Source organism: Streptomyces sp. 2P-4, from assembly GCF_030167965.1.
Classification (GTDB): domain Bacteria; phylum Actinomycetota; class Actinomycetes; order Streptomycetales; family Streptomycetaceae; genus Streptomyces; species Streptomyces globosus_A.
In genome coordinates, this window is sequence record NZ_CP095011.1 from 5813950 (window position 1) to 5838735 (window position 24786).

The following is a 24786-nucleotide window of genomic DNA, read 5'->3' on the forward strand; positions in this document are numbered from 1 at the left end:
TGGGCGTCTGAACTTTCATCCATCTTCGGAAGGTAGAGCGTGTCCTCTTCCATCACTGCGCCCGAGGGCATCATCAACCCGCCGATCGACGAGCTGCTCGAGGCCACGGACTCGAAGTACAGCCTCGTGATCTACGCGGCCAAGCGCGCGCGTCAGATCAACGCGTACTACTCGCAGCTCGGTGAGGGCCTGCTCGAGTACGTCGGCCCGCTGGTGGACACCCACGTCCACGAGAAGCCGCTTTCGATCGCGCTGCGCGAGATCAACGCGGGCCTGCTGACCTCCGAGGCCATCGAGGCCCCGGTCCAGTAGGGCACCGAGGAATCCTTGCACCACAGGCCCGGCAGCACGACTGCCGGGCCTGTGGTGTGTCATAGGCAGGTGGGCCGCGGCCGGTGACGCCGCGGCCGGTGACAGCAGCCGGAAGGGCGAGTGTGGTGGGCAATCCGAAGGTCGTGCTCGGAGTCAGCGGCGGCATCGCCGCCTACAAGGCGTGCGAGCTGCTGCGGCGGCTGACCGAGTCCGGGCACGACGTGCGCGTGGTGCCCACCGCCTCGGCCCTGAACTTCGTGGGCGAGGCCACCTGGGCCGCCCTCTCCGGGCACCCGGCGGGCACCGAGGTGTGGGAGACCGTCCACGAGGTGCCCCACGTCCGCATCGGCCAGGCCGCCGACCTCGTCGTCGTCGCCCCCGCCACCGCCGACATGCTGGCCAAGGCCGCCCACGGGCTCGCCGACGACCTCCTCACCAACACCCTCCTGACCGCCCGCTGCCCCGTGGTCTTCGCCCCCGCGATGCACACCGAGATGTGGGAGCACCCGGCGACCCGGGAGAACGTCGCCACCCTGCGCCGCCGCGGTGCCGTCGTCATCGAGCCCGCCGTCGGCCGCCTGACCGGCAAGGACACCGGCAAGGGCCGGCTGCCCGACCCGGAGGAGATCTTCGAGGTCTGCCGGGCCGTCCTCGCCCGCGGCACCGCCGCGGCCGACCTCGCCGGGCGCCACGTCGTGATCAGCGCCGGCGGCACCCGCGAGCCCCTCGACCCCGTCCGCTTCCTCGGCAACCGCTCCTCCGGCAAGCAGGGGTACGCCCTGGCCCGCACCGCCGTCGCGCGCGGCGCCCGGGTCACGCTCGTCGCCGCGAACACGGCGCTGCCCGACCCGGCCGGGGCGGACGTCGTCCGCGTCGGCACCGCCGTACAGCTGCGCGAGGCGGTCCTGAAGGCGGCCGCCGACGCCGACGCCGTGGTCATGGCCGCGGCCGTGGCCGACTTCCGTCCGGCCGAGTACGCCGCCGGCAAGATCAAGAAGCAGGAGGGGCGGGATCCGGCCCCCGTCGCCCTCGTCCGCAACCCCGACGTCCTCGCCGAGGTCTCCGCCGACCGCGCCCGCGGGGGACAGGTCGTCGTCGGCTTCGCCGCCGAGACCGACGACGTGCTCGCCAACGGGCGCGCCAAGCTCCGCCGCAAGGGGTGCGACCTCCTTGTCGTCAACGAGGTCGGAGAGAACAAGACCTTCGGATCGGAGGAGAACGAGGCAGTGATCCTCGCCTCCGACGGATCCGAACTGCCCGTCCCCTACGGTCCGAAGGAAGCCCTCGCGGACGTCGTATGGGACCAGGTCGCGGCGCGACTCGCCTGAAACACGCGCCGCCCGGCCCCGCCGCACCCCGGTCCGGAACGGGGTGTCGCAGGTCACACGGCTTCCAGAGGGCGAGACGGGTGGTCCTGCGGCCGGTGGCGACGGATAAACTGCATTCGGAACGCGTCCGGGCGCAGCCCCCGGTATCGTTCCGCCAAACGATCAGCCAGCAGCCGCTGCAACCCCAGGGAGCGATGTGTCCCGCCGCCTGTTCACCTCGGAGTCCGTCACCGAGGGCCACCCCGACAAGATCGCTGACCAGATCAGCGACACGATCCTCGACGCGCTCCTCACCGAGGACCCGACCTCGCGCGTGGCCGTGGAGACGCTCATCACCACCGGTCTCGTCCACATCGCAGGCGAGGTGACGACGAAGGCGTACGCGCCGATCGCGCAGCTCGTCCGCGACAAGATCCTCGAGATCGGCTACGACTCCTCGAAGAAGGGCTTCGACGGCGCCTCCTGCGGCGTGTCGGTGTCCATCGGCGCGCAGTCCCCGGACATCGCGCAGGGCGTCGACACCGCCTACGAGAAGCGCGTCGAGGGCGACGAGGACGAGCTCGACAAGCAGGGCGCCGGCGACCAGGGCCTGATGTTCGGCTACGCGTGCGACGAGACGCCCGAGTTCATGCCGCTGCCGATCCACCTCGCGCACCGGCTCTCCCGCCGCCTGTCCGAGGTCCGCAAGAACGGGACCATCCCCTACCTGCGCCCCGACGGCAAGACCCAGGTCACCATCGAGTACGACGGCGACAAGGCCGTCCGCCTCGACACGGTCGTCGTCTCCTCGCAGCACGCCTCCGACATCGACCTCGACTCGCTGCTCGCGCCCGACATCCGCGAGTTCGTCGTCGAGCACGTCCTGAAGGAGCTCGTCGAGGACGGCATCAAGCTCGACACCGACGGCTACCGCCTCCTGGTGAACCCGACCGGCCGCTTCGAGATCGGCGGCCCGATGGGCGACGCCGGCCTCACCGGCCGCAAGATCATCATCGACACGTACGGCGGCATGGCCCGCCACGGTGGCGGCGCCTTCTCCGGCAAGGACCCGTCCAAGGTCGACCGCTCCGCCGCCTACGCGATGCGCTGGGTCGCCAAGAACATCGTCGCGGCGGGCCTCGCCTCCCGCTGCGAGGTCCAGGTCGCGTACGCGATCGGCAAGGCCGAGCCCGTCGGCCTGTTCGTCGAGACCTTCGGCACCGCCAAGATCGACACCTCGAAGATCGAGGACGCCATCGCCGAGGTCTTCGACCTTCGCCCGGCCGCGATCATCCGCGACCTCGACCTGCTCCGCCCGATCTACGCCCAGACCGCCGCCTACGGCCACTTCGGCCGCGAGCTGCCGGACTTCACCTGGGAGCGCACCGACCGCGTCGACGCCCTGCGCGCCGCGGCCGGCCTGTAAGACGGAGCACCACCCGACGGGAGGGCCCCGGACCGCGGCGAGTACGCCGCCGGGTCCGGGGCCCTCCCGCGTCCCCGCCCCCGGCAGCGGGCCCCGCGGGCATCCGCCACTGTCGGCGCGCTTTGGTAGAAATGCGGGTGTGAGCAGCGAGAACGAGTCCCGACAGCGGCCCGGGGACGGCAGTCCCGGCGGCCCGCCCGAGCAGCTCGCCCTCATCCGGGAGATGGTCGCCGAGGCCAAGGCCAAGGCGCCCAAGGCCAAACCGCGCACCTGGCGCGGCGCCGCCCTCGCCAAGGACCTCCCCGTCGCCCGCGTCCTCGTCAACAAGGGCGTCCTCCACCTCGACCAGCTGTGGGACTACGCCGTCCCCGAAGAGCTCTCCGAGGCGGCCCGGCCGGGCGTCCGAGTCCGCGTCCGCTTCGGCGCGGGCTCCCACCACGTCCACGGCGGCCGCCGCGAGGGCGGCCGCCTCATCGACGGGTTCATCGTCGAGCGCCGCGCCGACACCGACTACCACGGCGCCCTCGCCGCCCTCGCCCACGTCGTCTCGCCCGAGGTCGTCCTCACCCCCGCCCTGCTCTCCCTCGCCCGCGCCGTCGCCGACCGCTACGCCGGCAGCCTCGCCGACGTCCTCCAGCTGGCCCTGCCCCCGCGCAACGCCCGCGCCGAGGCCAAGCCCTCGCCGCCGCCGCTGCCCCCGCCGCCCGTTCCGGACCCCGGCGGCTGGACCCGCTACGCCGCCGGACCGGCCTTCCTGCGCTCCCTCGCCGCCGGGGGCTCCCCGCGCGCCGTCTGGACCGCCCTCCCCGGACCCGGCTGGGCCGACGAGCTGGCCCGCGCCCTCGCCGCCACGCTCGCGTCCGGCCGCGGCGCCCTCGCCGTCCTGCCCGACGGGCGCACCGCCGCCCGCGTCGACGCGGCCCTCACCGCCCTCCTCGGCGAAGGCCGGCACGCCACCCTCACCGCCGAATCCGGGCCGGAGAAGCGCTACCGGCAGTGGCTCGCCGTCCACCGCGGCTCCGTCCGCGCCGTCATCGGCACCCGCGCCGCCATGTTCGCGCCCGTACGCGACCTCGGACTCGTCGCCGTCTGGGACGACGGGGACTCCAGCCACAGCGACGACCGCGCGCCCTTCCCGCACGTCCGGGAAGTCCTCGAACTGCGCTCCGTCAGCGAGGGCTGCGGATTCCTCGCCGGCGGCACCGGCTGCACCGTCGAAGCCGCCCAGCTCGTCGCATCCGGCTGGGCGCGCCCGCTGGCCGCCGACCGCGACACCGTCCGCGCCTGCGCCCCCCGCATCCGCACCGTCGGCGACGAACTCCTCGCCCGCGACGAGGCCGCCCGCGCCGCCCGCCTGCCCAGCCTCGCCTGGGAGACCGTACGCGACGGCCTGAAGACCGGGCCCGTCCTCGTCCAGGTGCCCCGCCGCGGCTACGCCCCCCGCCTGGCCTGCGAACGCTGCCGCACCCCCGCCCGCTGCCGGGCCTGCGCCGGCCCGCTGGAGGCGCCCGACGCCAGCGACCTCCAGTGCGGCTGGTGCGGCCGCCCCGAAACCGCCTGGCACTGCGAGGAGTGCGGCTCGTTCCGGCTGCGCGCCCAGGTCGTCGGCGCCCGCCGCACCGCCGAGGAACTCGGCCGGGCCTTCCCCGCCGTCCCCGTCCGCACCTCCGGCCGCGACCACGTCCTCGACGAGGTCCCCGACCGGCCCGCCCTCGTCGTCTCCACCCCCGGCGCCGAACCCGTCGCCGCCGGAGCCGGGTACGCCGCCGCGCTCCTCCTCGACGGGTGGGCCATGCTGACCCGCCCCGACCTCCGCGCCGGGGAGGACGCCCTGCGCCGCTGGATTGCCGCCGCCTCCCTCGTACGGGCCGACGGGCAGGTCGTCGTCGTGGCCGAGCCGACGCTGCGCCCCGTCCAGGCCCTCGTCCGCTGGGACCCCGCCGGGCACGCCGCGCGGGAACTCGCCGAACGGGCCCAGCTCGGCTTCCCCCCGGTCTCCCGGATGGCGGCCGTCGCCGGCCGCGGCGAAGCCCTGGCGGCCTTCCTCGACACCGCCGAACTGCCGCCCGACGCCGAGGTACTGGGCCCCGTACCGCTGCCCGGGCGGCGCGGCGCGCCCTCCCCGGGGGAGCGGGTGCTGATCCGCGTCCCGCCCGGCAGCGGGGCCGCCCTGGCCGCCGCGCTCAAGGCCGCGCAGGCCGCCCGCCTCGCCCGCGGCGTCCCCGCCGGAGACGCGATCCGGGTGCGGATCGACCCGCCGGACATCGGCTGAGCAGGCCCGGGGCGCAGAAAACCCCCGGTGGGCGACGGTGAAGTCGCCCACCGGGGGTGTGCACGGCCGCGGCCTGGCGGCCCGGCCGGCCGACGGGGGTCGGCGTCCCGGCGGCCGGACGGGCGGTCAGCCGTTGCGCGGCCCGGGGAACGCGGCCGGCCGGGCAACCGCCGCGGCCTGCGACTCCTCGCGCACCGGCTGCGGCGGCACGGAGCGCGCCGCGGGGACCGTCGGCAGCGGGTTGAGGGGCCGCGTCGCCGTCCCCTCGGCCAGCGGCTCCGCCGCTTCCGCGGCCTGCGCGCGCCGGGCCCCGTAGCGCCGGTGCACGGCCTGCTTGGTGACGCCGAGGGCCGAGCCGACCGCGTCCCACGAGAAGCCGAGCGAGCGGTCGAAGTCCACGGCGGCGGTCACCAGCGTCTCGACGCTGTCCCGCAGCTCCTGGGCGAGGCGGACGGTCGGCGCCGGGGCCCGGCCGTAGACGACGAAGCCCGTCGAAGGACCGGAGCGGCGCGGGCGGTACACGTTGCCGAGCTGGGCGGTGAGCGTACGCAGAGCATCCACCTGCCGGCGGACCCGCTCGATGTCCCGGACCAGGAGATGCAGGCTGGCCCGTGCTTGGGCGTCGTGGGTGGCGTGGTCGGCCATGAAGAAGCCTCTCGAACCGGTGCTGAAGAGCGGATCGGGCCGCAGACACCGTTCTGAACGCGGCCCGGTTTCGGTCAATCTCTCTTGACCAACGCGCCACCGGTCGAGGAAGTCACGCCTCGGGGGCGTGTCGGCATATGCGAGAGGCGCGCGCATGTGCGGCCCGCCCCCTGGTGGGGCTGATGGGGCCCGGGAGGCGACCGCGGGCCGGGTCCGGTGCGGGTCCGGCGCGGGCCCGGCGCAGGCCCGCAGCCCACCCGACCCATAGACTGGTGCGCTGCTGACAGCCGAGATATCGAGGTAGGACCCCAGTGAAGCTCGTCTTCGCCGGCACCCCCGAGGTCGCCGTCCCCGCCCTGGACGCCCTGATCGCCTCCGGGCGCCACGAGGTCGCCGCCGTCGTCACCCGGCCCGACGCACCGGCCGGCCGCGGCCGCCGCCTCGTCGCGAGCCCGGTCGCCGAACGCGCCGAGGAAGCCGGCATCGAGGTCCTCAAGCCGGTCCGCCCCCGCGACCCCGACTTCCAGGCCCGGCTCCGCGAGATCGCCCCCGACTGCTGCCCCGTCGTCGCCTACGGCGCCCTCCTGCCCAAGAGCGCCCTCGACATCCCCCGCCACGGCTGGGTCAACCTGCACTTCTCCCTGCTGCCCGCCTGGCGCGGCGCAGCCCCCGTCCAGCACTCCATCCTGGCCGGGGACCAGGTCACCGGGGCCTCCACCTTCCGCATCGAGGAAGGCCTCGACACCGGGCCCGTCTTCGGCGTCCTCACCGAGGAGATCCGCCCCACCGACACCAGCGGCGACCTGCTGACCCGCCTCGCCTTCGCCGGCGCCGGGCTGCTCGCCGCCACCATGGACGGCATCGAGGACGGCACCCTGCGCGCCGTCGCCCAGGCCGCCGACGGCGTCTCCCACGCCCCCAAGATCACCGTCGAGGACGCCCGCATCGACTGGTCGGCCCCCGCGATGCGCGCCGACCGCGTCGTCCGCGGCTGCACCCCCGCTCCCGGCGCCTGGACGCTGTTCCGCGGGGAACGGCTCAAGGTCGTCTCCCTCGGCCTGCTGCCCGCCCGCACCGACCTGGCCCCCGGCGAACTCGCCGCCGCCAAGAACAACGTGTACGTCGGCACCGGCTCCCACGCGGCCGAGCTGTTGTGGGTGCAGCCGCAGGGCAAGAAGCCGATGCGCGCCGCCGACTGGGCCCGCGGCGTCCGCATCGCGGCGGGCGAGCGGCTGGGCTAGGGGGCGTTGCGAAGGTCCTGTGCGGCGCCGGCGGTGCCGGCGGTGCCCGCGGTGTCCGGTTGAGTGCTCTCGGCGTGCCGGGCGAAACCCCTCGTACGGGGCGTACTCGGGGCTTCGGCCGGTGCGGCGCGAGTGCGTGCCGGGCGCCGTGGGCGCTGTGCGGGACTTTCACACAACCCCCTGGGCGCCGCACCCAGTCCCCGCCGCCGCCCAGCGGCCGGGCCGGCCCCGCGGGGGCGACGTAGGCTGGCAGATGCCGGCCGGTCCGACCCTTTCGACCCGATCGACACGCGTTCATCCCCTTCCGTACGTCCCGTACATCCGTACCTCCATACATCCGGAGCACCTTCCACGTGAGCGAACAGCCCCGCCGCCGTCCCGCCGCCCCCGGCGGCAAGCAGCCCAAGCCGTACCGCCGGCCAAAGAAGGACCCGGTCCGCATCCTCGCCTTCGAGGCGCTGCGGGCCGTGGACGAGCGCGACGCGTACGCGAACCTCGTCCTGCCGCCGCTGCTGCGCAAGGCCCGCGAGAACGGCGACTTCGACGCCCGCGACGCCGCCCTGGCCACCGAACTCGTCTACGGCACGCTCCGCCGCCAGGGCACGTACGACGCCGTCATCAGCGCGTGCATCGACCGCCCGCTGCGCGAGGTCGACCCGCCCGTCCTCGACGTGCTCTCCCTCGGCGCCCACCAACTCCTCGGCACCCGCATCCCCAGCCACGCCGCCGTCTCGGCGAGCGTCGAACTCGCCCGCGTCGTCCTGGGCGACGGGCGCGCCAAGTTCGTCAACGCGGTCCTGCGCAAGATCGCCGCGCACGACCTGGACGCGTGGCTGGAGCGCGTCGCCCCGCCGTACGAGGTGGACGCAGAGGAGCACCTCGCCGTCCGCCACTCCCACCCCCGCTGGGTCGTCAGCGCCCTGTGGGACGCCCTCGGCGGCGGGCGCGCCGGCATCGAGGACCTGCTGGAGGCCGACAACGAGCGGCCCGAGGTCACCCTCGTCGCCCGGCCCGGCCGATCGACGACGCAGGAACTCGTCGCCGCCGTCGGCGAGGACGCCGCCCTGCCCGGGCGCTGGTCCCCGTACGCCGTGCGGATGGCCGAGGGCGGCGAGCCCGGCGCGCTGGAGGCCGTACGCGAGGGGCGCGCGGGCGTCCAGGACGAGGGCAGCCAGCTCGTGGCCGCGGCGCTCGCCGCTGTCCCCGTCGAAGGCCGCGACGAGCGCTGGCTCGACGGCTGCGCGGGCCCGGGCGGCAAGGCCGCCCTCCTCGGAGCCCTCGCCGCCGAGCACGGGGCCTTCCTGCTGGCCTCCGAGAAGCAGCCGCACCGCGCCCGCCTCGTCGAACGCGCCCTCCACGGCAACCCCGGGCCCTACCAGGTCATCACCGCCGACGGCACCCGCCCCGCATGGCTCCCGGGCTCCTTCGACCGCGTCCTGATGGACGTCCCCTGCTCCGGGCTCGGCGCCCTGCGCCGCCGCCCCGAAGCGCGCTGGCGCCGCCGCCCGCAGGACATCGAGGGCTTCGCCCCGCTCCAGCGCGCGCTGCTCCGCGAGGCCCTGTCCGCAGTCCGCGTCGGCGGCGTGGTCGGCTACGCGACCTGCTCGCCGCACCTGGCGGAGACCCGCGTCGTCGTGGACGACGTCCTGAAGGGCCGCGGCGCCGCCGCGGAGCCCGTCTCCGCCGAACTGATCGACGCCCGCCCCTACCTCCCGGGCGTCCCGGCCCTGGGCGACGGCCCGGACATCCAACTGTGGCCGCACCTGCACGGCACGGACGCGATGTACCTGGCGCTGCTGCGGAGGGTGGAGTAGGGGCCGGGGCGGGGCCGGGCCGGGGGCGGACAGGAGGGCGGAAGCCGGGTGCGGGAGCCGACGAGCGGGGCCGGGCGGAGGCGGCGGAGCGCGGGCAGCCGGAAGCCGGCGACTCGGGCTCGGAAGGCGACGGCGGGGCGGTGTTCGGCGGGGGCCGGTCGGGCGGGGCCGGAGGCGCAACTGTGGCGTCGGGCGGGGCGGGAGCCGGGGGCTCGGGGTCGGGTGGTGCTGGGGGTGTCCCGGCAGCCGATTGTCCTTCCGGTGCGGGCCGTCCTGTAAAGGGCGCTCCCGTTGGTCGCGTCGCTGCGCGATGGCCCTTGCGGGCCACCCTGGACAGGACGGCCCGCCCCGGAATGCCAACAAGCTGCCGGGAAGCCCCCAGGGGAACGGCCTGGAGGGACCATGACCTACCGGGCGTGTCAGAGCCGCTGCCCTCCCGCCCCGGCCGCCGCATCCCGCCCCACCGGCATCAGCAGACCCGCCGACGGGAGCCGGGTGGGCTGTGACCGCACGAAACGACGTCCAGAGCATCATCCGCGGACAGGAGCGCCCCGGATCGCTACGTGGGCGCCCTCGGCTCGGCGTCTGGCGGCCGTCAGGGGCCGGGGCGGCGCGGCGGATCGCTACGTGGGCGCCCTCGGCTCGGCGCCCGGCTGCCGTCAGAGGCCCGGGCGGCGCGGCAGATCGCTACGGGGGCGCCGTCGGCTCGGCGGCTGAGCGCCGGGCCTCTGGATCGCCGGATCATGGCGGTGGGCGGGGGTGGATGCGTTCGTTCTGCGGCCGGAGGCCGATATGGGAGGAGCAGGGAGTGGGCGGGGGCGCTTCGCGCCCCCTGACGGCCCGGTGTCGCGCAGGGGTGAGGAGGGCGAAGCGGGCTGGGGCGCTTCGCTGCCCCGGATGGCGGCCGGTCGGCGAGGAGGCGGCAGCGGGCAGTGTGGCGGGGCGCTTCGCTGCCCCGGACTGCGGGCGGTCGCCGAGCAGCCCGCGCATGCAGCGGTCTGAGGCGCCTTGGCGCCTTGGGCGGTGGTCGGTCGCCGAAACAGATGGGGTCTATGGCGGGCTGGGGCGCTTCGCTGCCCATGACGACGGCCGATGGCCGCTGAGCTGAGGGTGCCCACGTAGGGATCTGTCGCGTCCGCCCCGGCCGCTGACGGCCGATGGCCGCTGAGCTGAGGGTGCCCACGTAACGACCTGCCGCGCCACCCCCGCCCCTGACGGCCGTCAGACGCCGAGCCGACGGCGCCCACGTAGCGATCTGCCGCGCGCCCCGGCCCCTGACGGCCGCCGGACGCTGAGCCGACGGCGCCCACGTAGCGATCCGGGCGCTCCTGTCTGCGGATGATGCTCTGGACGTCGTTTCCAGACGTCACAGCCCACCCAGCTTCCGGCGACGGGTCGGCTGATGCCGGTGGGGCGAAAGGGGCCCCCGGGGCGTGAGGGAAAGGGCTCTGATGGCCCTGAATGGTCCACGTACCCCCTGGCCGTTCCCCTGGGGGCGTCCCGGCAGAAAAAATGCCTCCGGGGCGGGTCGGTCGGTCAAGGGTGGCCCGAAGGGCCATCGCGTAGCGACGCGACCGAAGGGCGCGCCCTTGAGGGACCGGGCCGCCCCGGACACCATCAACTGCCGGGGACACCCCCAGTCCCTCTTCCGCCGCCGACCGATCGGCTCCCGTCGCCCCCCGCCCCCGCATCGCCCTCCGGCCCTGAGCCGTCGGCCCCCGCTCATCCGGTGCCCCCGGTTCAGTCTCCGGCCCCGCTCCGCCCCATACCCCCGGCTCCCGCCCAGGCTCCCGCCCCCGCCCCCGCCCCCGCCCCCGCCCCGGCCCCCGTCCCCGGCCGGGGCCGGGGCCGGGGTCGTGGCCTGAAGGTGGCGGGGGCATGGCAGGCTTGGGGCATGGCCGCTCAGATTTCTCCCAGCATCCTGTCCGCCGACTTCGCCCGTCTCGCCGAGGAGGCGAAGGCCGTCGAGGGTGCCGACTGGTTGCACGTCGACGTCATGGACAACCACTTCGTCCCGAACCTGACCCTCGGCATGCCGATCGTGGAGTCGCTCAGCAGGGCCACGGACACTCCGCTCGACCTGCACCTGATGATCGAGAACCCGGACCGCTGGGCGCCTCAGTACGTGGAGGCCGGGGCCGGCTCGATCACGTTCCACGCCGAGGCGGCGGCCGCGCCGGTGCGCCTGGCGCGGGAGATCCGGGCCAAGGGCGCCCGCGCGGCCATGGCGCTGAAGCCCGCGACGCCGATCGAGCAGTACGAGGACATCCTCCCCGAGCTCGACATGCTGCTGATCATGACGGTCGAGCCGGGGTTCGGCGGCCAGCCGTTCCTCGACATCATGCTGCCCAAGATCCGCCGGACCCGGGAGCTGATCGCCAAGCATGATCTGGACATCTGGCTGCAGGTCGACGGCGGTGTCTCGGCCACCACCATCGAGCGGTGCGCGGAGGCCGGGGCCGACGTCTTCGTCGCCGGAAGCGCGGTCTACGGGGCGGTTGATCCGGCAGCTGCCGTACGCACGCTGCGCGAGCAGGCGGACGTCGCGATCGCCGCGGCGCCCTGGGTATGCGACCACTGAGGCAAGGGTTGGTGGACGGCTCGGTGAACGGGAGCCGTCCAGGCTGATCAACGGCCGCCGGATCTGACAGGATGAACGGCGAGTCGAGAGTGTGAACAGCAGTGAGGAGAACGCGGTGTCGGCAATGTCGGCGGGACGGTCAGCCCTGCGGATGGGACCCGCGGAGCTGGTGCAGGCGGCGGCCATGGCCCGCCGCTTCTACCTGGAGGGCAAGTCCAAGATCCAGATCGCCGAGGAGTTCGGCGTGAGCCGCTTCAAGGTGGCCAGGGTCCTGGAGACGGCCCTTGAGCGCGACCTCGTGCGGATCGAGATCCGGGTGCCGGCCGAACTGGACGCGGAGCGCTCCGACGCACTCCGCGCCCGGTACGGGCTGCGGCACGCCGTGGTCGTCGAGTCCCCGGCGGACACGACCGAGGACGCGCCGGACCCGGAGAACCTGGGCGCGGTGGCGGCCGACCTGCTGGGCGAGCTCGTCAGCGAGGGCGACGTGCTGGGCCTGGCCTGGGGCCGGTCGACCATCCACATGGCGGCCTCGCTGCACAGGCTGCCGCAGTGCACCGTCGTGCAGCTGACCGGCGTGTACGACGCGGGCACGGCGGAGCGCGGCTCGGTGGAGGCCGTGCGCCGCGCCGCGCAGGTCTCCGGCGGCGACGCGCACCCGATCTACGCGCCGATGCTGCTGCCCGACCCGGCGACGGCGGCGGCACTGCGCAGCCAGACGGGCATCGCGCGCGCCTTCGAATACTTCGACAAGGTGACCGTCGCGGCGGTGTCGATCGGCTCCTGGGAGCCGGGCATCTCCACCGTGCACGACATGCTGACCGACGAGGAGCGCGCCCACTACGCCTCCCTCGGCGTGGCGGCCGAGATGTCCGCGCACCTCTTCGACAAGGACGGCCGCCGGGTCGGCCGCGACCTCGGCGAGCGCTGCATCACGGTTGAGGCGGACCGGCTGCGCCGGATCCCCGAGGTGGTAGCGATCGCGGGCGGCCTGCGCAAGGCGGCCGCGATCGGCGCGGTCCTGCGGTCGGGCCTGGTGACGAGCCTGGTCACGGACACGGCGGTGGCGGACTACCTGCTGACCGAGTCGGAGCCGGGCCTGCGGCCGGCGCTGGACCGGGCCGACCCGGACGACTGATCCGGCCTCCGGTGGGCGACTCGCCCCCGAAACGGATCTTTGGCACGATCGGGGCATGATCGTGAGGAACGTGCCCCGGCTGCTGTCACGCGTGCTCGGGGCGGTGTTCCTGGTCGTCGCCCTGGTGGCGGCGGCCGGGTGCGGCCCGTCCGGGTCCGCGCAGGGCGCGCTGCCGTCGCAGCGGCCCTCGGCGTCCGCCCCGGCGTGGGCGCAGGGCATGGCCACCGTACGGCCCGACGAGCTGCCCCCGCAGGCCCGCGAGGTGCTCGCCCTCATCGACAGGGGCGGGCCGTACCCGTACCGGCAGGACGGGACGGTGTTCGGGAACTTCGAGAAGATCCTGCCCCGGCAGAAGCGCGGCTACTACCACGAGTACACGGTGGGCACCCCGGGGGAGCGCGACCGCGGCGCCCGGCGGATCGTGACGGGGGGCGGCGGCGAGTTCTACTACACGGACGACCACTACGACTCCTTCAAGGCGGTTCTCCGATGACCCTGCATCCGCGACCGCTGGCACCGGCGCTGGCCGCCGCCGAGGAGGCCGGCTGGGCGACCGTCCGGGTGGACCTGGGCGGTGTACGCGGCAAGGCGGAGCTGATGCGGCGCTGGGAGGAGGCGCTGGAGCTGCCGCGGTGGTTCGGGCGGAACTGGGACGCACTGGCCGATGCGCTGGGTGACCTGTCGTGGCTGCCGGAGGCGCCGGGGCGGCTGATCGCGGTGACGTCCTGGCGCGGCTGGGCGGCGGCGCGCCCCGGGGACTGGGAGACGCTCCGGGAGGTCCTGGAGGAGGCCGTGGCGCGCGGGCGGGGGCCCGGCGGCGGGGCGCGGCTGGACGTGGTCCTCGACGACGGCCCGGTGGAGCCGCCCGAGGGCGCGCCCGGCACTCGTCCCTGAGGCGGCCCGGCCCTGACCCTGCCCTGTTTCAGGCAGGGTCAGGCCCGGGCCCCTCCGGCCGCGGCCCCGCCCCGCCGGACGTGTCCTCGCGGTCCGGGCCCGTCTCGCGGACCTCGCGGACCTTGGCGAGGGAGTCGCGGAGCTCGGTGAGCCAGGCGTCCGTGTTGCGGCCGACGAGGCGGACGCACCAGGCGAGGGCGTCGGCCCGGCTGCGGGCCACGCCCCCCTCGATGAGGGTGTCGAGGACCTGCCGCTCCGGCTGGCGCAGCCGCGTCATGACGGGGACGGCCAGGTGGGTGAAGAGGATGCGCTCCGCGCCGGAGCGGACGCCCCAGGCCACCTTGCGGCGGTAGAGCTCCTCCGCCTCGCGGGCTACCTCCATGCGCTGCTCCCGGGTGCGTTCGCGGAACGCGTCGGGGGACTCGCCGGCCGGGAGGGTGCCGACGACGGTGATCTCCTCGCGGTCGGCCACGACCTCGACCACGGACGCGTAGACGCCGGCCGGGAGGCGGTCGGCGAACCAGGTGCGGAGCTGCTCGCTCTGTTCGGCTGTAATCATGTAATCAACGTTGCATCCGAGGGCGGGTCCGAGGCAAGGGGCGGGCCTCCCCGAACCTGCCGGCGGCACGCCCGCACCACACCGTGGTAGGAACCCACCAGCAGGTCCGGTATGTCCTGGACGATCAGCCGGGGCGGCTTTCGTGCCGGGCCGTGTGAGAATGAAGTACGTGCGTTTCCTCGGCTGCCCTTCCTGGGTATGACGGGATCCTCCGACTCGACTGGGATGTTCTGCACGTGCGTTTCCTCAATGACCTGAAGCCGCCGTACGACCTGACGTACGACGACGTATTCATGGTGCCGAGCCGCTCCGCGGTCGGCTCCCGCCAGGCCGTGGACCTCTCGTCCCCCGACGGCACCGGCACCACCATTCCGCTCGTCGTCGCGAACATGACCGCGATCGCCGGCCGCCGCATGGCCGAGACCGTCGCCCGCCGCGGCGGGCTCGTGGTCATCCCGCAGGACATCCCGATCGAGGTCGTCACCGACGTCATCACCTGGGTCAAGACCCGCCACCTCGTGCTCGACACCCCGATCACGCTGGCGCCCACCCAGACCGTCGCCGACGCGCTCTCCCTGCTGCCCAAGCGCGCCCACGGCGCCGGCGTCGTCGTCGACGCCGACAACCGGCCGGTCGGCGTGGTCACCGACCACGACCTGACCGGCGTGGACCGCTTCACCCAGCTCTCCGAGGTCATGTCGAGGGAGCTGCTGCTCATCGACGCCGGCATCGACGCCCGCGAGGCCTTCAACAAGCTCGACGCCGGCCACCGCAAGCTGGCCCCCGCCGTCGACGCCGACGGCCGCCTCGTCGGCCTCCTGACCCGCAAGGGCGCCCTGCGCGCGACCCTCTACACGCCCGCCACCGACGCCGCCGGGCGGCTGCGGATCGCCGCCGCGATCGGCATCAACGGCGACTACGTCGGCAAGGCCAAGCAGCTCCTCGACGCCGGCGTGGACACGCTCGTCATCGACACGGCCCACGGCCACCAGGAGTCGATGATCACCGCGATCAAGGCCGTGCGCGCCCTGGACCCGCAGGTCCCGATCGTCGCGGGCAACATCGTCGCCGCCGAGGGCGTCAAGGACCTCGTCGACGCCGGCGCCGACATCATCAAGGTCGGCGTGGGTCCCGGCGCCATGTGCACGACCCGCATGATGACCGGCGTGGGCCGCCCCCAGTTCTCCGCGGTCCTGGAGTGCGCCGCCGAGGCGAGGAAGTACGGCAAGCACGTCTGGGCCGACGGCGGCGTCCGCCACCCGCGCGACGTGGCGATGGCCCTGGCCGCCGGCGCGTCCAACGTGATGATCGGCTCCTGGTTCGCAGGCACCTACGAGTCCCCGGGCGACCTCCAGCAGTCCGCCGACGGCCGCCTCTACAAGGAGTCGTTCGGCATGGCCTCGGCGCGCGCCGTCCGCAACCGCACCTCGGAGGAGTCCGCCTACGACCGCGCCCGCAAGGCGCTGTTCGAGGAGGGCATCTCCACGTCCCGCATGTTCCTCGACCCGCAGCGCCCGGGCGTCGAGGACCTGATCGACTCGATCATCGCGGGTGTCCGCTCCTCCTGCACCTACGCGGGTGCCGGCTCCCTGGCCGAGTTCGCGGAGAAGGCCGTCGTGGGCGTCCAGTCCGCCGCCGGCTACGCCGAGGGCAAGCCGCTGCACGCCAGCTGGAGCTGACCCCGGCCCGGACCGCACGGCCCGCCCGGCGGCCCCGGGCCCGTACCCGCGCGAAGCGGGTCGGGCCGGGGCCGCCGGCATGCCCGGGCCCCGGCAGGTGCCGTCACGGCAGCCGCCCCGGCGGGGTGCTGTGCACCCCGGCGCGGTACTTGGGGATCCGCAGGGTCACCTTCATGCCCGCGCCGACCCCCGTCTCGATGACCGGGCCGTACGCGTCCCCGTACACCTGCCGGATCCGCTCGTCCACGTTCGTCAGCCCGATCCCCGGCGAGGACCCCGCCCGCTCCCCGGCCTCCCCGGACAGGATCCGCCGCAGCAGCGCCGGGTCCATCCCCACCCCGTTGTCCTCGACGGTGATCACGGCCTCCGCGCCCGCGTCCCGGGCCGCGATCGTGACGAGGCACTCCCCGGCGGAGTCCTCCAGGCCGTGCTTGACCGCGTTCTCCACGAGCGGCTGCAGGCACAGGAACGGCAGGGCCACCGGCAGCACCTCCGGCGCGACCTGGAGGACCACCTTCAGCCGGTCCCCGAACCTGGCCCCGGCCAGCGCCAGATACTGCTCGATCGACCTCAGCTCCTCGGCCAGCGTGGTGAACTCGCCGTGCCGGCGGAAGGAGTAGCGGGTGAAGTCGGCGAACTCCAGCAGCAGGTCGCGGGCCCGCTCCGGGTCCGTCCGCACGAACGAGGCGATCGCGGCAAGGGAGTTGAAGATGAAGTGCGGGGAGATCTGCGCCCGCAGCGCCCGGATCTCCGCCTCCATCAGCCGGGTCCGCGAGCGGTCCAGCTCGGACAGCTCCAACTGGACCGACACCCAGCGCGCCACCTCCGTCGCCGCGCGCACCAGCACCGCCGACTCCTGCGAGCCGTACGCCACGAGCGCGCCCAGCACCCCGTCCTCCCCGGTCAGCGGGGCCACCACCGCCCACCGCAGCGGGCAGTCCGGCCGCTCGCAGCCCGTGCGCACGCTGACGCTCCGCCCCGAGTCGAGCACGGCCGCCACCCGGGCCACCGCCCGCTCCCCGTGGTGGTCGGCGCCCGGCCCGTCCCAGGCGAGCACCGCCTCCCGGTCGGTCAGGCACAGCGCCTCGGTGCCGAGCAGCGAGCGCAGCCGCCGGGCCGCCTTGCGGGCCGAGTCCGCGGTCAGGCCGGCCCGCAGCGGGGGAGCGGCCAGCGACGCCGTGTGCAGGGTGTGGAACGTCGCCCGCTCCACGGGAGTCCCCAGGGCCGGCCCGGAGGCCCGCTCGGCGCGCCGGGCGTGCCACCGGCCGCCCGCCCACCCCGCGCCCAGCAGGGCCGCCCCGGCCGCGGTGAGCGCCGCGGTGAGCGCCGCGCTCACCGGGCGCCGCCCGGGCGGGCGACGGCCACGGATTCCGGCAGGTGCAGCCGGGCCAGGGTCGCCGCCGTCCCGGCCGGCACGCGCGAGCGCGTGGCCAGCGACACCAGCACCATCGTCAGGAACCCCAGCGGCACGGACCAGGCGGCCGGCCAGGCCAGCAGGGTGTGGGCCCAGCCCTGCGGGGCGGCCCCCGCCCGCGTCGCGGCCACCGCGCCCAAGGCGGCCCCGCCGCCCGCGACCAGCCCGGCGACCGCGCCCGGCGGGGTGAGCCCGCGCCACCAGATGCCGAGGACGAGCAGCGGGCAGAAGGAGGACGCGGACACGGCGAACGCGAGCCCCACCGCGTCCGCAACCGGCGCGTCGGCCAGGGCGACGCTCCCGGCGAGCGGCACCGCCATCGCCGCGACGGCCGCGATGCGGAAGGTGCCCAGCCCCCGCCCGGGCAGGACGTCCTGGTGCAGGACCCCGGCCACGGCCATCGTCAGCCCGGACGCTGTCGACAGGAACGCGGCGAACGCCCCGCCCGCGAGCAGCGCCCCCAGCAGGTCGCCCGGCAGCCCGCCGATGACCCGCTCGGGCAGCACCAGCACGGCCGCGTCGGCGTCGCCGGTGAGCGCGAGTTCGGGGACGTACGTCCGGCCGAGGGCCCCGTACAGGGGCGGCAGGAGGTAGAAGGAGCCGAGCAGGCCCAGCACGGCCAGGGTGGTGCGGCGCGCGGCCCGCCCGTCGGGGCTGGTGTAGAAGCGGACCGCGACGTGCGGCAGGCCCATGGTGCCGAGGAACGTGGCCAGGATCAGCCCGTACGTGGCGTACAGGCCGGACGCCGGGCTGTCCCCGCGGTCCCCGGCCAGCGGCTCCGACCAGCGGGAGGCGCCGGCCCCGGCCGCCGCGCGGGACTGCGGGACGGGGGTGCCCGGCGCGAACTCCAGCCGGGTGCGCGCCCCGACCAGGTGCTCGCCGGGGGAGAGGGTGAGCGGTTCGGCGGTGCGGGTGCGCCCGTCGACGCGGCCGGTGGCGGTCACCGCCAGCGGCGCGTCCAGGGTCAGCCGCACGTCCTCGGCGAGGGTGACGGAGGTGTGCTCGCGGAAGACGGCCGGGGCGTCGAAGGACGCTCGGGGGGCGCCGTCGGCGGCCCAGGCGGCCAGCAGGAAGAACGCGGGCACCAGGAGGGCCGTCAGCTTCAGCCAGTACTGGAAGGCCTGGACGAAGGTGATGCTCCGCATCCCGCCCGCGGCGACGGCCGCGGTCACCACGACCGCGACGACGGCCCCGCCCGCCCAGTGCGGAGCCCCGGTGAGGATCTCCAACGTGAGCCCGGCGCCCTGCAGTTGCGGCAGCAGGTACAGCCAGCCCACACCCACCACGAACAGCACGGAGATCCGGCGAACGGCCCGCGACTCCAGCCTCGCCTCGGCGAAGTCGGGCAGGGTGTACGCCCCCGAGCGCCGCAGCGGGGCCGCGACGAGCGCCAGCAGCACCAGGTAGCCGGCGGTGTAGCCGAGCGGGTACCAGAGCATCCCCGGCCCCTGGAGCAGCACCAGCCCCGCCACCCCGAGGAACGAGGCAGCGGAGAGGTACTCCCCGCTGATCGCGGCCGCGTTGAGACGGGGGCCGACGGTGCGGGAGGCGACGTAGAAGTCGGAGGTGGTGCGGGAGATCCGCAGCCCCAGCGCGCCGACGAGCACCGTGGCCAGGACGACGGCGGTGACCGCGGTCAGCGCGTACGTCTGGTTCACCGGGGGTCCTTCGGCCGGGGGAGGGGTGAGGGAGTCTACGCACGGTGCGCGAGTGGCAACAGGCGTGATCCGGCGCGTTCCCACGCCCCGCTCCGGCCACGCCGGGCCGGGGCGCCGCCCGGCGCGCGGGCGGTCGGGGGCACGCGCTCCGGCGCCCGCCGCGCGGGGCCGTCAGGGTGCCGCGCCCCGGTGCTCCGTGCAGTCCCGCAGGGCGATCTCCAGCTCGACGTACGAGTCCTCGGCCCGCCGGAAGGCCAGCTTCAGTGCGGCCTCGGCGCGCGGCGGGAGCTGCCGGCCCGCGCCCTCGCCGGCCTCGTACAGGACGTCGGCCCAGCGGGCGGCGGCGCTGCGCAGCCGGGCGAGCAGCGCCTCGGCCTCGTCGGGTCCTGCGGGCCGGGCGCGGGGCAGCCCCGCCACGGCGTCGAGCAGCGCCTGGATGTCGGCCATCCGCCCACCCTCCCCTGGTGACGTCGCTCCCACGATAGGGCGGCCCGGGGGTGCCGGCGGGTGCGGCGGGGGGCGGTGCGGCCGACGGCGGGGGCGGGGCGCCGTACGCGGCGCACGGCGCGACGAACGGACCGGGCGCGGCGCCGGGCGGTCGGGCTGCGGCGGTCGGGCCGCCGGGCGGCGAGGCGGGGGCGGCCTTGCCGGATGCCCCCACCCCCATTAACGTACGCTGTACGTAGTACGCCGTACGTAAAGAAGGGCGACGCCACCGCCATGCCCCTGCCTCCCCGACCCGCCGCCACCGCCCCCGGCCCCCGCACGCGGCAGCACTGGACGCCGCCCGCCGGCAGGCCGCCGCTCCCCGCCCGGCTGATGCGGAACACCTGGCGCGGCCTGCCGCCGCGCCGCCACGCCGTCGGGTGGGAACCCGGCCTGCCGGTGCCCGCCGCGGACGGCAGCCCGCTCCTGACCGACCACTACTTCCCGCGCGAGCGGGGCGACTTCCCGACGCTGCTCGTCCGCACCCCGTACGGCAGGGGCCTGCCCTGGTCCCCCCTGTACGGCCTGCTCTTCGCCGAACAGGGCTTCCACGTCGTCGTGCAGAGCTGCCGCGGCACCGGCGGCTCCGGCGGCGCCTTCCACCTCTGGCGCAACGAACCCGCCGACGGGCAGGCCGCCGTGGAGTGGCTGCGCGGACAGCCCTGGTTCGACGGGCGGCTCGCCACCATCGGCCCCAGCTACCTCGGCTACACCCAGTGGGCCCTGGCCCTCGACCCGCCGCCCGAGCTGAAGGCGATGGTCGTCCAGCTCGGCCTGCACGACCCGCACGGCTGCTACCACGCCGGCGGTGTGCCGAACCTCGACACGATGCTGGCCGGCGGGACCGCCATGGCCTTCCAGCACCGGGGCGTGCTCGCGCTGGTCAGGGCGATGCTCCGGCTGCAGCGCCGGCTGGGGGCCGTCACCACCGCCCGCCCCCTGCGCGGCGCCCACCGGGACGCCCTCGGCGAGATCCCCTGGCTGGAGGAGGTCATGGACCGGCCCGACCCGGACGACGCCTTCTGGGACGGCGCCGACCTCGCGCCCTCCCTGGACCGCGTGGCCGTCCCGACCGCGCTCGTCACCGGTTGGCACGACCTCCTCGCCGAGCAGTCGCTGGAGCAGTACCGGCGCCTGCGCCGGGCCGGCTGCGACGTGAGCCTCCTGGCCGGACCGTGGACCCATGCCTCCGCCCTCGGGCAGGGACTGCCCGACGTGTTCGCGGACGCCCTCGCCTGGCTGCGCGCCCACCTCCGGGACGACCCCTCCGGGCTGCGGCCCACCCCCGTCCGCGTCCACGTCGGCGGCGCGCAGGAATGGCGCGACCTCGCCGACTGGCCGGCCGAGCCGCCCGCCGCCACCGCCTGGTACGCGGCCCCCGGCGGGGCCCTCACCGCGTACCCTCCCACCGACGGGCAGGAGCCGCTCGCCTCGCTGCGCCACGACCCGGGCGACCCCGCCCCGTCGGTCGGCGGCCGCCTCCTCTCCCGCACCGCAGGCGCCCGGGACACCCGCGCCGCGGAGGCCCGCGAGGACGTCCTCGTCTTCACGGGACCGCCGCTTCAGGAGGCCGTGGAGGTCATCGGCCCCGTCACGGCCCGGATGACGGTCTCCACCGACACCGGGCACACGGACGTCTTCGCCCGGCTCTGCGACGTCGCCCCCGACGGCCGCTCCGTGAACGTCTGCGACGGCATCGCGCCCGTCCGGGCCGACCCGGGCCGACCCGCCGGGGTGCGGGTCGCCCTGGGCAGCACCGCCCACCGCTTCGAACCCGGCCACCGCATCCGCTGGCAGGTTGCCGCCGCGGCCCACCCCCGCTACGCGCTCAACCCGGGAACCGGCGAACCGCGGCTGGACGCAACGGAGTTCCTGCCGATCCGGCTGACCGTCCACGCCGCCTCAGCCCTCCTCCTGCCCGAGGCCGGCGCCGCGGGGCCCGCTACCCCGTCGCCCGGCGCATCAGCAGGTCCCGCAGTTGGCGGGCGTGGCGACGGCTGACCTGGAGCTCCGCCGACCCGACGCGCACGCTGGTCGTGCCGGAGTCCAGCCGGAGCTCCTCGATCCGGCCGAGCGCCACCAGGTGGCGGCGGTGGATGCGTACGAAGCCCCGCTCGGCCCAGCGTTCCTCCAGGGTCGCCAGGGGGATGCGCACCAGGTGGCTGCCCGCGTCGGTGTGCAGGCGGGCGTAGTCCCCCTGGGCCTCGACGTAACGGATGTCGGCGACGGGCACGAACCGCGTCACGCCGCCCAGTTCGACGGCGATCTCCGCCGCCCGGTCCGGGGTGCCCCCGGCGGGCGCCGCACCGGCCCCCGCCCCGTGCCGTGTGGGCGCGGCCGGGGCGGGCAGTCCGCCGCCGGCCCCCGCCGGGCCGGCCGCGGTGCGCCCGAGTTGGTCGCAGGCCCGGCGGACGGCCTCGGCCAGCCGCTCGGGACGGACCGGCTTCAGGACGTAGTCCACCGCCTTGAGGTCGAACGCCTGCACGGCGAAGCCCTCGTGCGCGGTGACGAACACGACGAGCGGCGGACGCGCGAAGCCCGCCAGCAGGCGGGCGATGTCCAGGCCGGTCAGCCCGGCCATGTGGATGTCGAGGAAGACGACGTCGATGCCGTCCGGGCCGTCGGGCCCGGTCTCCAGCGCGCGGGTGATCCGGCGCAGCGCCCCGGTGGCGTCCGAGGCGCCTTCGGCGCTCAGCACCCGGGCGTCGGAGCGCAGCAGGTACAGCAGCTCCTCCAGGAGCGGCTTCTCGTCGTCGACGGCCAGTACGCGCAGCATGCGACGGAAGTCTAGGGACGGGCGCGCGGCAGGGGAACGGGTGCGCGGCCCGCCCGCCTGGGGGAGGGGGAGCGGGGGGCCGCGCGGTCCGTGGGTGGGGGGAGGGGGAGGGGAGTGGGCGGGCCGTCCGGCCGGCGGTCAGGAGGCGGTGATCAGCTTGCCCTCGGGGGAGACGGCGTACCACTGGCCGCCGACGCCCTGGCCGTTGGCGTCACCGGGCTTCTTGTCGCCCGCGAAGGTGTACACGGGCCAGCAGTCGATGGACTGCTGCTTCCTGCCGTCGGGGCGGTCGAGCACCGAGAAGTTCTTCAGCGTGACGCCCTTCACGCCCGCCTTGTCCACCGGCGGTACGACCGGCCACTTGGCCAGGCAGTCGCCCGTGCACTTGGAGACCATCGGCCAGGCGCTGTCCGGCTTGAATCGGTAGACGGTCATCCCGTTGCCGTCGACGACGTGCTCGCCGAGCTTGGGGTTCGTCGCGACGGAGAGGCCCGCCTGGGCGGGCTGCGCGCCCTCCGGCTTCGGCTCGGGGGAGGCGGGGGCGCCGCCCCCGCCGCCTGCCGCCGGCTTCGCCGCCTTCTTGCCGTCGGGTGCGAGGGCGAACCAGGTGCCGCCCACGCCCTGCCCGTTGACGTCGCCCGCCTTGGTGTCCTTGGCGTAGCGGTACGCGGGCCAGCCGGCCACGGTCAGCTGTTTCGTGCCGTCGCTGCGGGCCACCTCGCCGAGCAGCTTGGGGTCGATGCCGGACGCGGCACCGGCGCCGGCGGGCACGGGCGGCCATGCCTTGGCGCAGTCGCCGTCGCAGTTCGACTTCGGGGGTTCGGCGGTGTCCTTGTCGAAGCGGTAGAGGGTGAGCCCGGCCGAGTCGGTGATGACGGGACCGGCCTTGTCGGTCTCGGCGACCGCCAGCTGCCCCGCCGGGCCGCTCCCGGCCCCGGTGTCGCCCGCCGAACCGTAGCCGGACCCCGCTCCGGCGCCGGAGCCGTAGTCGGACCCGTAGGCGGAGTCGGCCCCGGCACCGGCCGCCTGGGCGGCGGCCCCGGCCGGCTTCGCGGAGCCGGCCTCGCTGCCGCCGCCCCCGCCGCAGGCCGTCGCGGTCAGTGCGACGACGGCGGCCACGGCGGCCAGGGTGCTCCCGCGCTTGATGCCCATGGTGGTCTCTCCCGTTCGGTGTGTCCGTCCCCGGCGCCTCCGCGGTGTGCGGTGCGCCGGCAGTTGTGCGAAGGACACGCCGTGCGGGGCGCGCTCTGTTCAACGGCTCCGGTGTGGGGTGTCTCACTCAGCGCGCGTCGAACCCGGCGCGCCGCAGGGACGTGGCCACAGCAAGGCCGAGAACCCGGTGTCCTTCGTCGTCGGGGTGCAGTCCGTCGGCCAGGTGCCCCGGTTGCAGCAGGCCGCGGCCGGGCAGCAGGGCGAGGCGTGCGTCCCCGGCGGCGATGCGGTCGCGTACGGCCCGCTCCATGGCGGCGCGCAGGTCGCCGAGGGTGGCGCCGAGCAGGTTCGGGGTGTCCTCGGCGTCCGGCCGGAGCACCGGGGAGACCAGCAGGAGGGGGGTGCGGGGGTGGCCCTGGCGGACGAGGTCCAGGAAGGCGCGGGTGGTCTCGTACAGCAGGGGCGGTGAATGGGGCACGCAGGACCAGCAGTTGGTGCCGAAGGCGAGGGTGAGGACGTCGGCGGGGAGGCGGGCGAGCTGTTCGGCGGTGGCGAGTTCGCCGCGCCCGGCGCCGGCGTAGCCGAGGTTGACGGTGTCCCAGCCGAGGGCCCGGCCGGCGACGGCGGGCCAGCCGTGGGCGGGCCTGGTGGACCACCAGCCCTCGGTGATGGAGTCGCCGTGCACCACCCATCGGGGTGCGGGCGGGGCGGGCGCCAGGGGGCCGCCGATCCCCCGGAGGGCGAGGACGCGGGGCGAGCACGCCTCGGGAGGGTGGACGGTGAAGGGGCCGGGCCCCGCGGGGAGCGGGATGCGGACGGCGCCCTCGGCGGCCGGGTCGGCCCACACCTCGCCGAGGAGCCCGCGGCGGTCCCACAGGGCGAAGACGTGCGCGAGGTTCCGCATCGCGCCGGGGGCGGGGCCGGGGGCCTCGGCCCGGTAGCGGATCTCGACGGCTGCGGCGTCCGGCGCGGTGAACTCCAGCCGGACCCCGATCGGCAGGTCGGCGCGGCGGCCGGTGTCCCACGGGAGCCGCATCGTGTCGGCCGGGTCGGCCCGGACGGGGCGGCCCCGGTCGAGCCAGGCGACCCCGCGCAGGAAGGGTTCCGGATCGAGCCATCCGGTGGTCCCGGGGGCGTCCCGGGGTGCCGCGCGGCGGGAGATCTGACGGTGCGTCAAAGTGGGGCCCTCCGGTCTCCAGCGCACCGATCGATCATCCGTACGCAACAAAGGTCTATTCCGGACGGATCCGTGCAACGATCGTGCGCCAATGTGCAAGGATGGTGCATTACGGGCGGTATCACTCTGCTCGTAGGCTCACTCGCTGTACGTGGAGTGGCGCGGACCGCCTGCTCGGCGGTCCCCCCATGCCCAGACTCTTGTCTGCGTCCTGCCCGGACCGCTGCGGTCGATGCCTCATTCCCCCTCCGCAGT

20 protein-coding genes are annotated in these 24786 nt (G+C 75.5%); 12 read left to right on the plus strand and 8 right to left on the minus strand.

The window, feature by feature from the left end; genetic code table 11:
* Positions 1-39: 39 nt before the first annotated feature.
* The 4 genes from rpoZ (at position 40) to MUK52_RS25890 (ending at position 5317) form a co-directional block, all read left to right on the plus strand.
* On the plus strand, positions 40-312 hold the full coding sequence (gene rpoZ, locus MUK52_RS25875; RefSeq protein WP_114056739.1) for a DNA-directed RNA polymerase subunit omega: 273 nt from the start codon (positions 40-42) through the stop codon (positions 310-312).
* 125 nt (positions 313-437) lie between these two features.
* Positions 438-1640, plus strand: a complete 1203-nt coding sequence (gene coaBC / locus MUK52_RS25880) for a bifunctional phosphopantothenoylcysteine decarboxylase/phosphopantothenate--cysteine ligase CoaBC (protein ID WP_114058815.1) — start codon at positions 438-440, stop codon at positions 1638-1640.
* A 196-nt stretch (positions 1641-1836) separates the two neighbouring features.
* Positions 1837-3045 carry a methionine adenosyltransferase gene (gene metK / locus MUK52_RS25885; protein WP_284580428.1) on the plus strand — a complete coding sequence of 403 codons (1209 nt, stop codon included), beginning with the start codon at positions 1837-1839 and terminating at the stop codon, positions 3043-3045.
* A 139-nt stretch (positions 3046-3184) separates the two neighbouring features.
* Complete coding sequence (locus MUK52_RS25890) at positions 3185-5317, plus strand: primosomal protein N' (RefSeq protein WP_114056737.1); 2133 nt, start codon at positions 3185-3187, stop codon at positions 5315-5317.
* 126 nt (positions 5318-5443) lie between these two features.
* Here MUK52_RS25890 and MUK52_RS25895 read toward each other — a convergent pair whose 3' ends face one another.
* Positions 5444-5962, minus strand: a complete 519-nt coding sequence (locus MUK52_RS25895; RefSeq protein WP_284580431.1) for a hypothetical protein — start codon at positions 5960-5962, stop codon at positions 5444-5446.
* A gap of 311 nt (positions 5963-6273) precedes the next feature.
* Here MUK52_RS25895 and fmt point away from each other — a divergent pair, with 311 nt between their 5' ends.
* From fmt to MUK52_RS25925, 6 genes are all read left to right on the plus strand, one after another.
* Positions 6274-7203: a methionyl-tRNA formyltransferase gene (fmt, locus tag MUK52_RS25900; RefSeq protein ID WP_114056735.1), complete on the plus strand. Its 930-nt coding sequence runs from the start codon at positions 6274-6276 to the stop codon at positions 7201-7203.
* Positions 7204-7556: 353 nt separating this feature from the next.
* On the plus strand, positions 7557-9017 hold the full coding sequence (locus MUK52_RS25905) for an RsmB/NOP family class I SAM-dependent RNA methyltransferase (RefSeq protein ID WP_284580433.1): 1461 nt from the start codon (positions 7557-7559) through the stop codon (positions 9015-9017).
* Between the two features lie 1894 nt (positions 9018-10911).
* Positions 10912-11598 (plus strand): ribulose-phosphate 3-epimerase, encoded by a 687-nt coding sequence (gene rpe, locus MUK52_RS25910; RefSeq protein WP_114056733.1) that lies wholly within the window; start codon positions 10912-10914, stop codon positions 11596-11598.
* Positions 11599-11722: 124 nt separating this feature from the next.
* Positions 11723-12736, plus strand: coding sequence for a sugar-binding transcriptional regulator (locus MUK52_RS25915; protein WP_114056732.1), 1014 nt, complete (start codon positions 11723-11725; stop codon positions 12734-12736).
* Positions 12737-12791: 55 nt separating this feature from the next.
* Entirely contained in the window at positions 12792-13229 is a 438-nt protein-coding gene (locus MUK52_RS25920; RefSeq protein WP_284580437.1) for a guanyl-specific ribonuclease, read from the plus strand.
* Positions 13226-13630 carry a barstar family protein gene (locus MUK52_RS25925; protein ID WP_114056730.1) on the plus strand — a complete coding sequence of 135 codons (405 nt, stop codon included), beginning with the start codon at positions 13226-13228 and terminating at the stop codon, positions 13628-13630. Before MUK52_RS25920 ends, MUK52_RS25925 begins: the two co-directional genes overlap by 4 nt.
* A gap of 28 nt (positions 13631-13658) precedes the next feature.
* On the opposite strand, the gene abmR is transcribed toward MUK52_RS25925, so the two are convergent.
* Positions 13659-14189, minus strand: a complete 531-nt coding sequence (gene abmR / locus MUK52_RS25930; protein WP_284580441.1) for an ATP-binding transcription factor AbmR — start codon at positions 14187-14189, stop codon at positions 13659-13661.
* Between the two features lie 230 nt (positions 14190-14419).
* On the opposite strand from abmR, the gene MUK52_RS25935 reads away from it, so the two are divergent.
* Complete coding sequence (locus MUK52_RS25935; RefSeq protein WP_502963634.1) at positions 14420-15868, plus strand: GuaB1 family IMP dehydrogenase-related protein; 1449 nt, start codon at positions 14420-14422, stop codon at positions 15866-15868.
* Between the two features lie 103 nt (positions 15869-15971).
* On the opposite strand, the gene MUK52_RS25940 is transcribed toward MUK52_RS25935, so the two are convergent.
* The 3 genes from MUK52_RS25940 to MUK52_RS25950 form a co-directional block, all read right to left on the minus strand.
* On the minus strand, positions 15972-17204 hold the full coding sequence (locus MUK52_RS25940; RefSeq protein ID WP_114056727.1) for a histidine kinase: 1233 nt from the start codon (positions 17202-17204) through the stop codon (positions 15972-15974).
* The gene (locus MUK52_RS25945) at positions 17201-18940 is read right to left on the minus strand and encodes a sodium/solute symporter (protein ID WP_114056726.1); all 1740 of its coding nucleotides are present in this window, start codon (positions 18938-18940) and stop codon (positions 17201-17203) included. Before MUK52_RS25945 ends, MUK52_RS25940 begins: the two co-directional genes overlap by 4 nt.
* A 171-nt stretch (positions 18941-19111) precedes the next feature.
* On the minus strand, positions 19112-19387 hold the full coding sequence (locus tag MUK52_RS25950) for a hypothetical protein (RefSeq protein WP_114056725.1): 276 nt from the start codon (positions 19385-19387) through the stop codon (positions 19112-19114).
* A 372-nt stretch (positions 19388-19759) separates the two neighbouring features.
* On the opposite strand from MUK52_RS25950, the gene MUK52_RS25955 reads away from it, so the two are divergent.
* Positions 19760-21427: a CocE/NonD family hydrolase gene (locus MUK52_RS25955; protein WP_284581775.1), complete on the plus strand. Its 1668-nt coding sequence runs from the start codon at positions 19760-19762 to the stop codon at positions 21425-21427.
* Here MUK52_RS25955 and MUK52_RS25960 read toward each other — a convergent pair.
* The 3 genes from MUK52_RS25960 to MUK52_RS25970 all read right to left on the minus strand — a co-directional run bounded on the left by MUK52_RS25960 (position 21369) and on the right by MUK52_RS25970 (position 24531).
* Positions 21369-22202: a LytR/AlgR family response regulator transcription factor gene (locus tag MUK52_RS25960; RefSeq protein WP_284580446.1), complete on the minus strand. Its 834-nt coding sequence runs from the start codon at positions 22200-22202 to the stop codon at positions 21369-21371. The genes MUK52_RS25955 and MUK52_RS25960 overlap by 59 nt on opposite strands.
* Before the next feature lie 138 nt (positions 22203-22340).
* Positions 22341-23354, minus strand: coding sequence for an SCO0930 family lipoprotein (locus MUK52_RS25965; protein WP_284580448.1), 1014 nt, complete (start codon positions 23352-23354; stop codon positions 22341-22343).
* 127 nt (positions 23355-23481) lie between these two features.
* Positions 23482-24531 carry a GDSL-type esterase/lipase family protein gene (locus MUK52_RS25970; protein WP_284580451.1) on the minus strand — a complete coding sequence of 350 codons (1050 nt, stop codon included), beginning with the start codon at positions 24529-24531 and terminating at the stop codon, positions 23482-23484.
* Positions 24532-24786: the final 255 nt, after the last annotated feature.

Coding starts and splice junctions, on each gene's coding strand:
- MUK52_RS25895 (WP_284580431.1), bottom strand. CDS start 5,962: ATGGCCGACCACGCCACCCACGACGCCCAAGCACGGGCCAGCCTGCAT.
- rpe (WP_114056733.1), top strand. CDS start 10,912: ATGGCCGCTCAGATTTCTCCCAGCATCCTGTCCGCCGACTTCGCCCGT.
- MUK52_RS25915 (WP_114056732.1), top strand. CDS start 11,723: ATGTCGGCGGGACGGTCAGCCCTGCGGATGGGACCCGCGGAGCTGGTG.
- MUK52_RS25920 (WP_284580437.1), top strand. CDS start 12,792: ATGATCGTGAGGAACGTGCCCCGGCTGCTGTCACGCGTGCTCGGGGCG.
- MUK52_RS25925 (WP_114056730.1), top strand. CDS start 13,226: ATGACCCTGCATCCGCGACCGCTGGCACCGGCGCTGGCCGCCGCCGAG.
- abmR (WP_284580441.1), bottom strand. CDS start 14,189: ATGATTACAGCCGAACAGAGCGAGCAGCTCCGCACCTGGTTCGCCGAC.
- MUK52_RS25950 (WP_114056725.1), bottom strand. CDS start 19,387: ATGGCCGACATCCAGGCGCTGCTCGACGCCGTGGCGGGGCTGCCCCGC.
- MUK52_RS25955 (WP_284581775.1), top strand. CDS start 19,760: ATGCGGAACACCTGGCGCGGCCTGCCGCCGCGCCGCCACGCCGTCGGG.
- MUK52_RS25960 (WP_284580446.1), bottom strand. CDS start 22,202: ATGCTGCGCGTACTGGCCGTCGACGACGAGAAGCCGCTCCTGGAGGAG.
- MUK52_RS25965 (WP_284580448.1), bottom strand. CDS start 23,354: ATGGGCATCAAGCGCGGGAGCACCCTGGCCGCCGTGGCCGCCGTCGTC.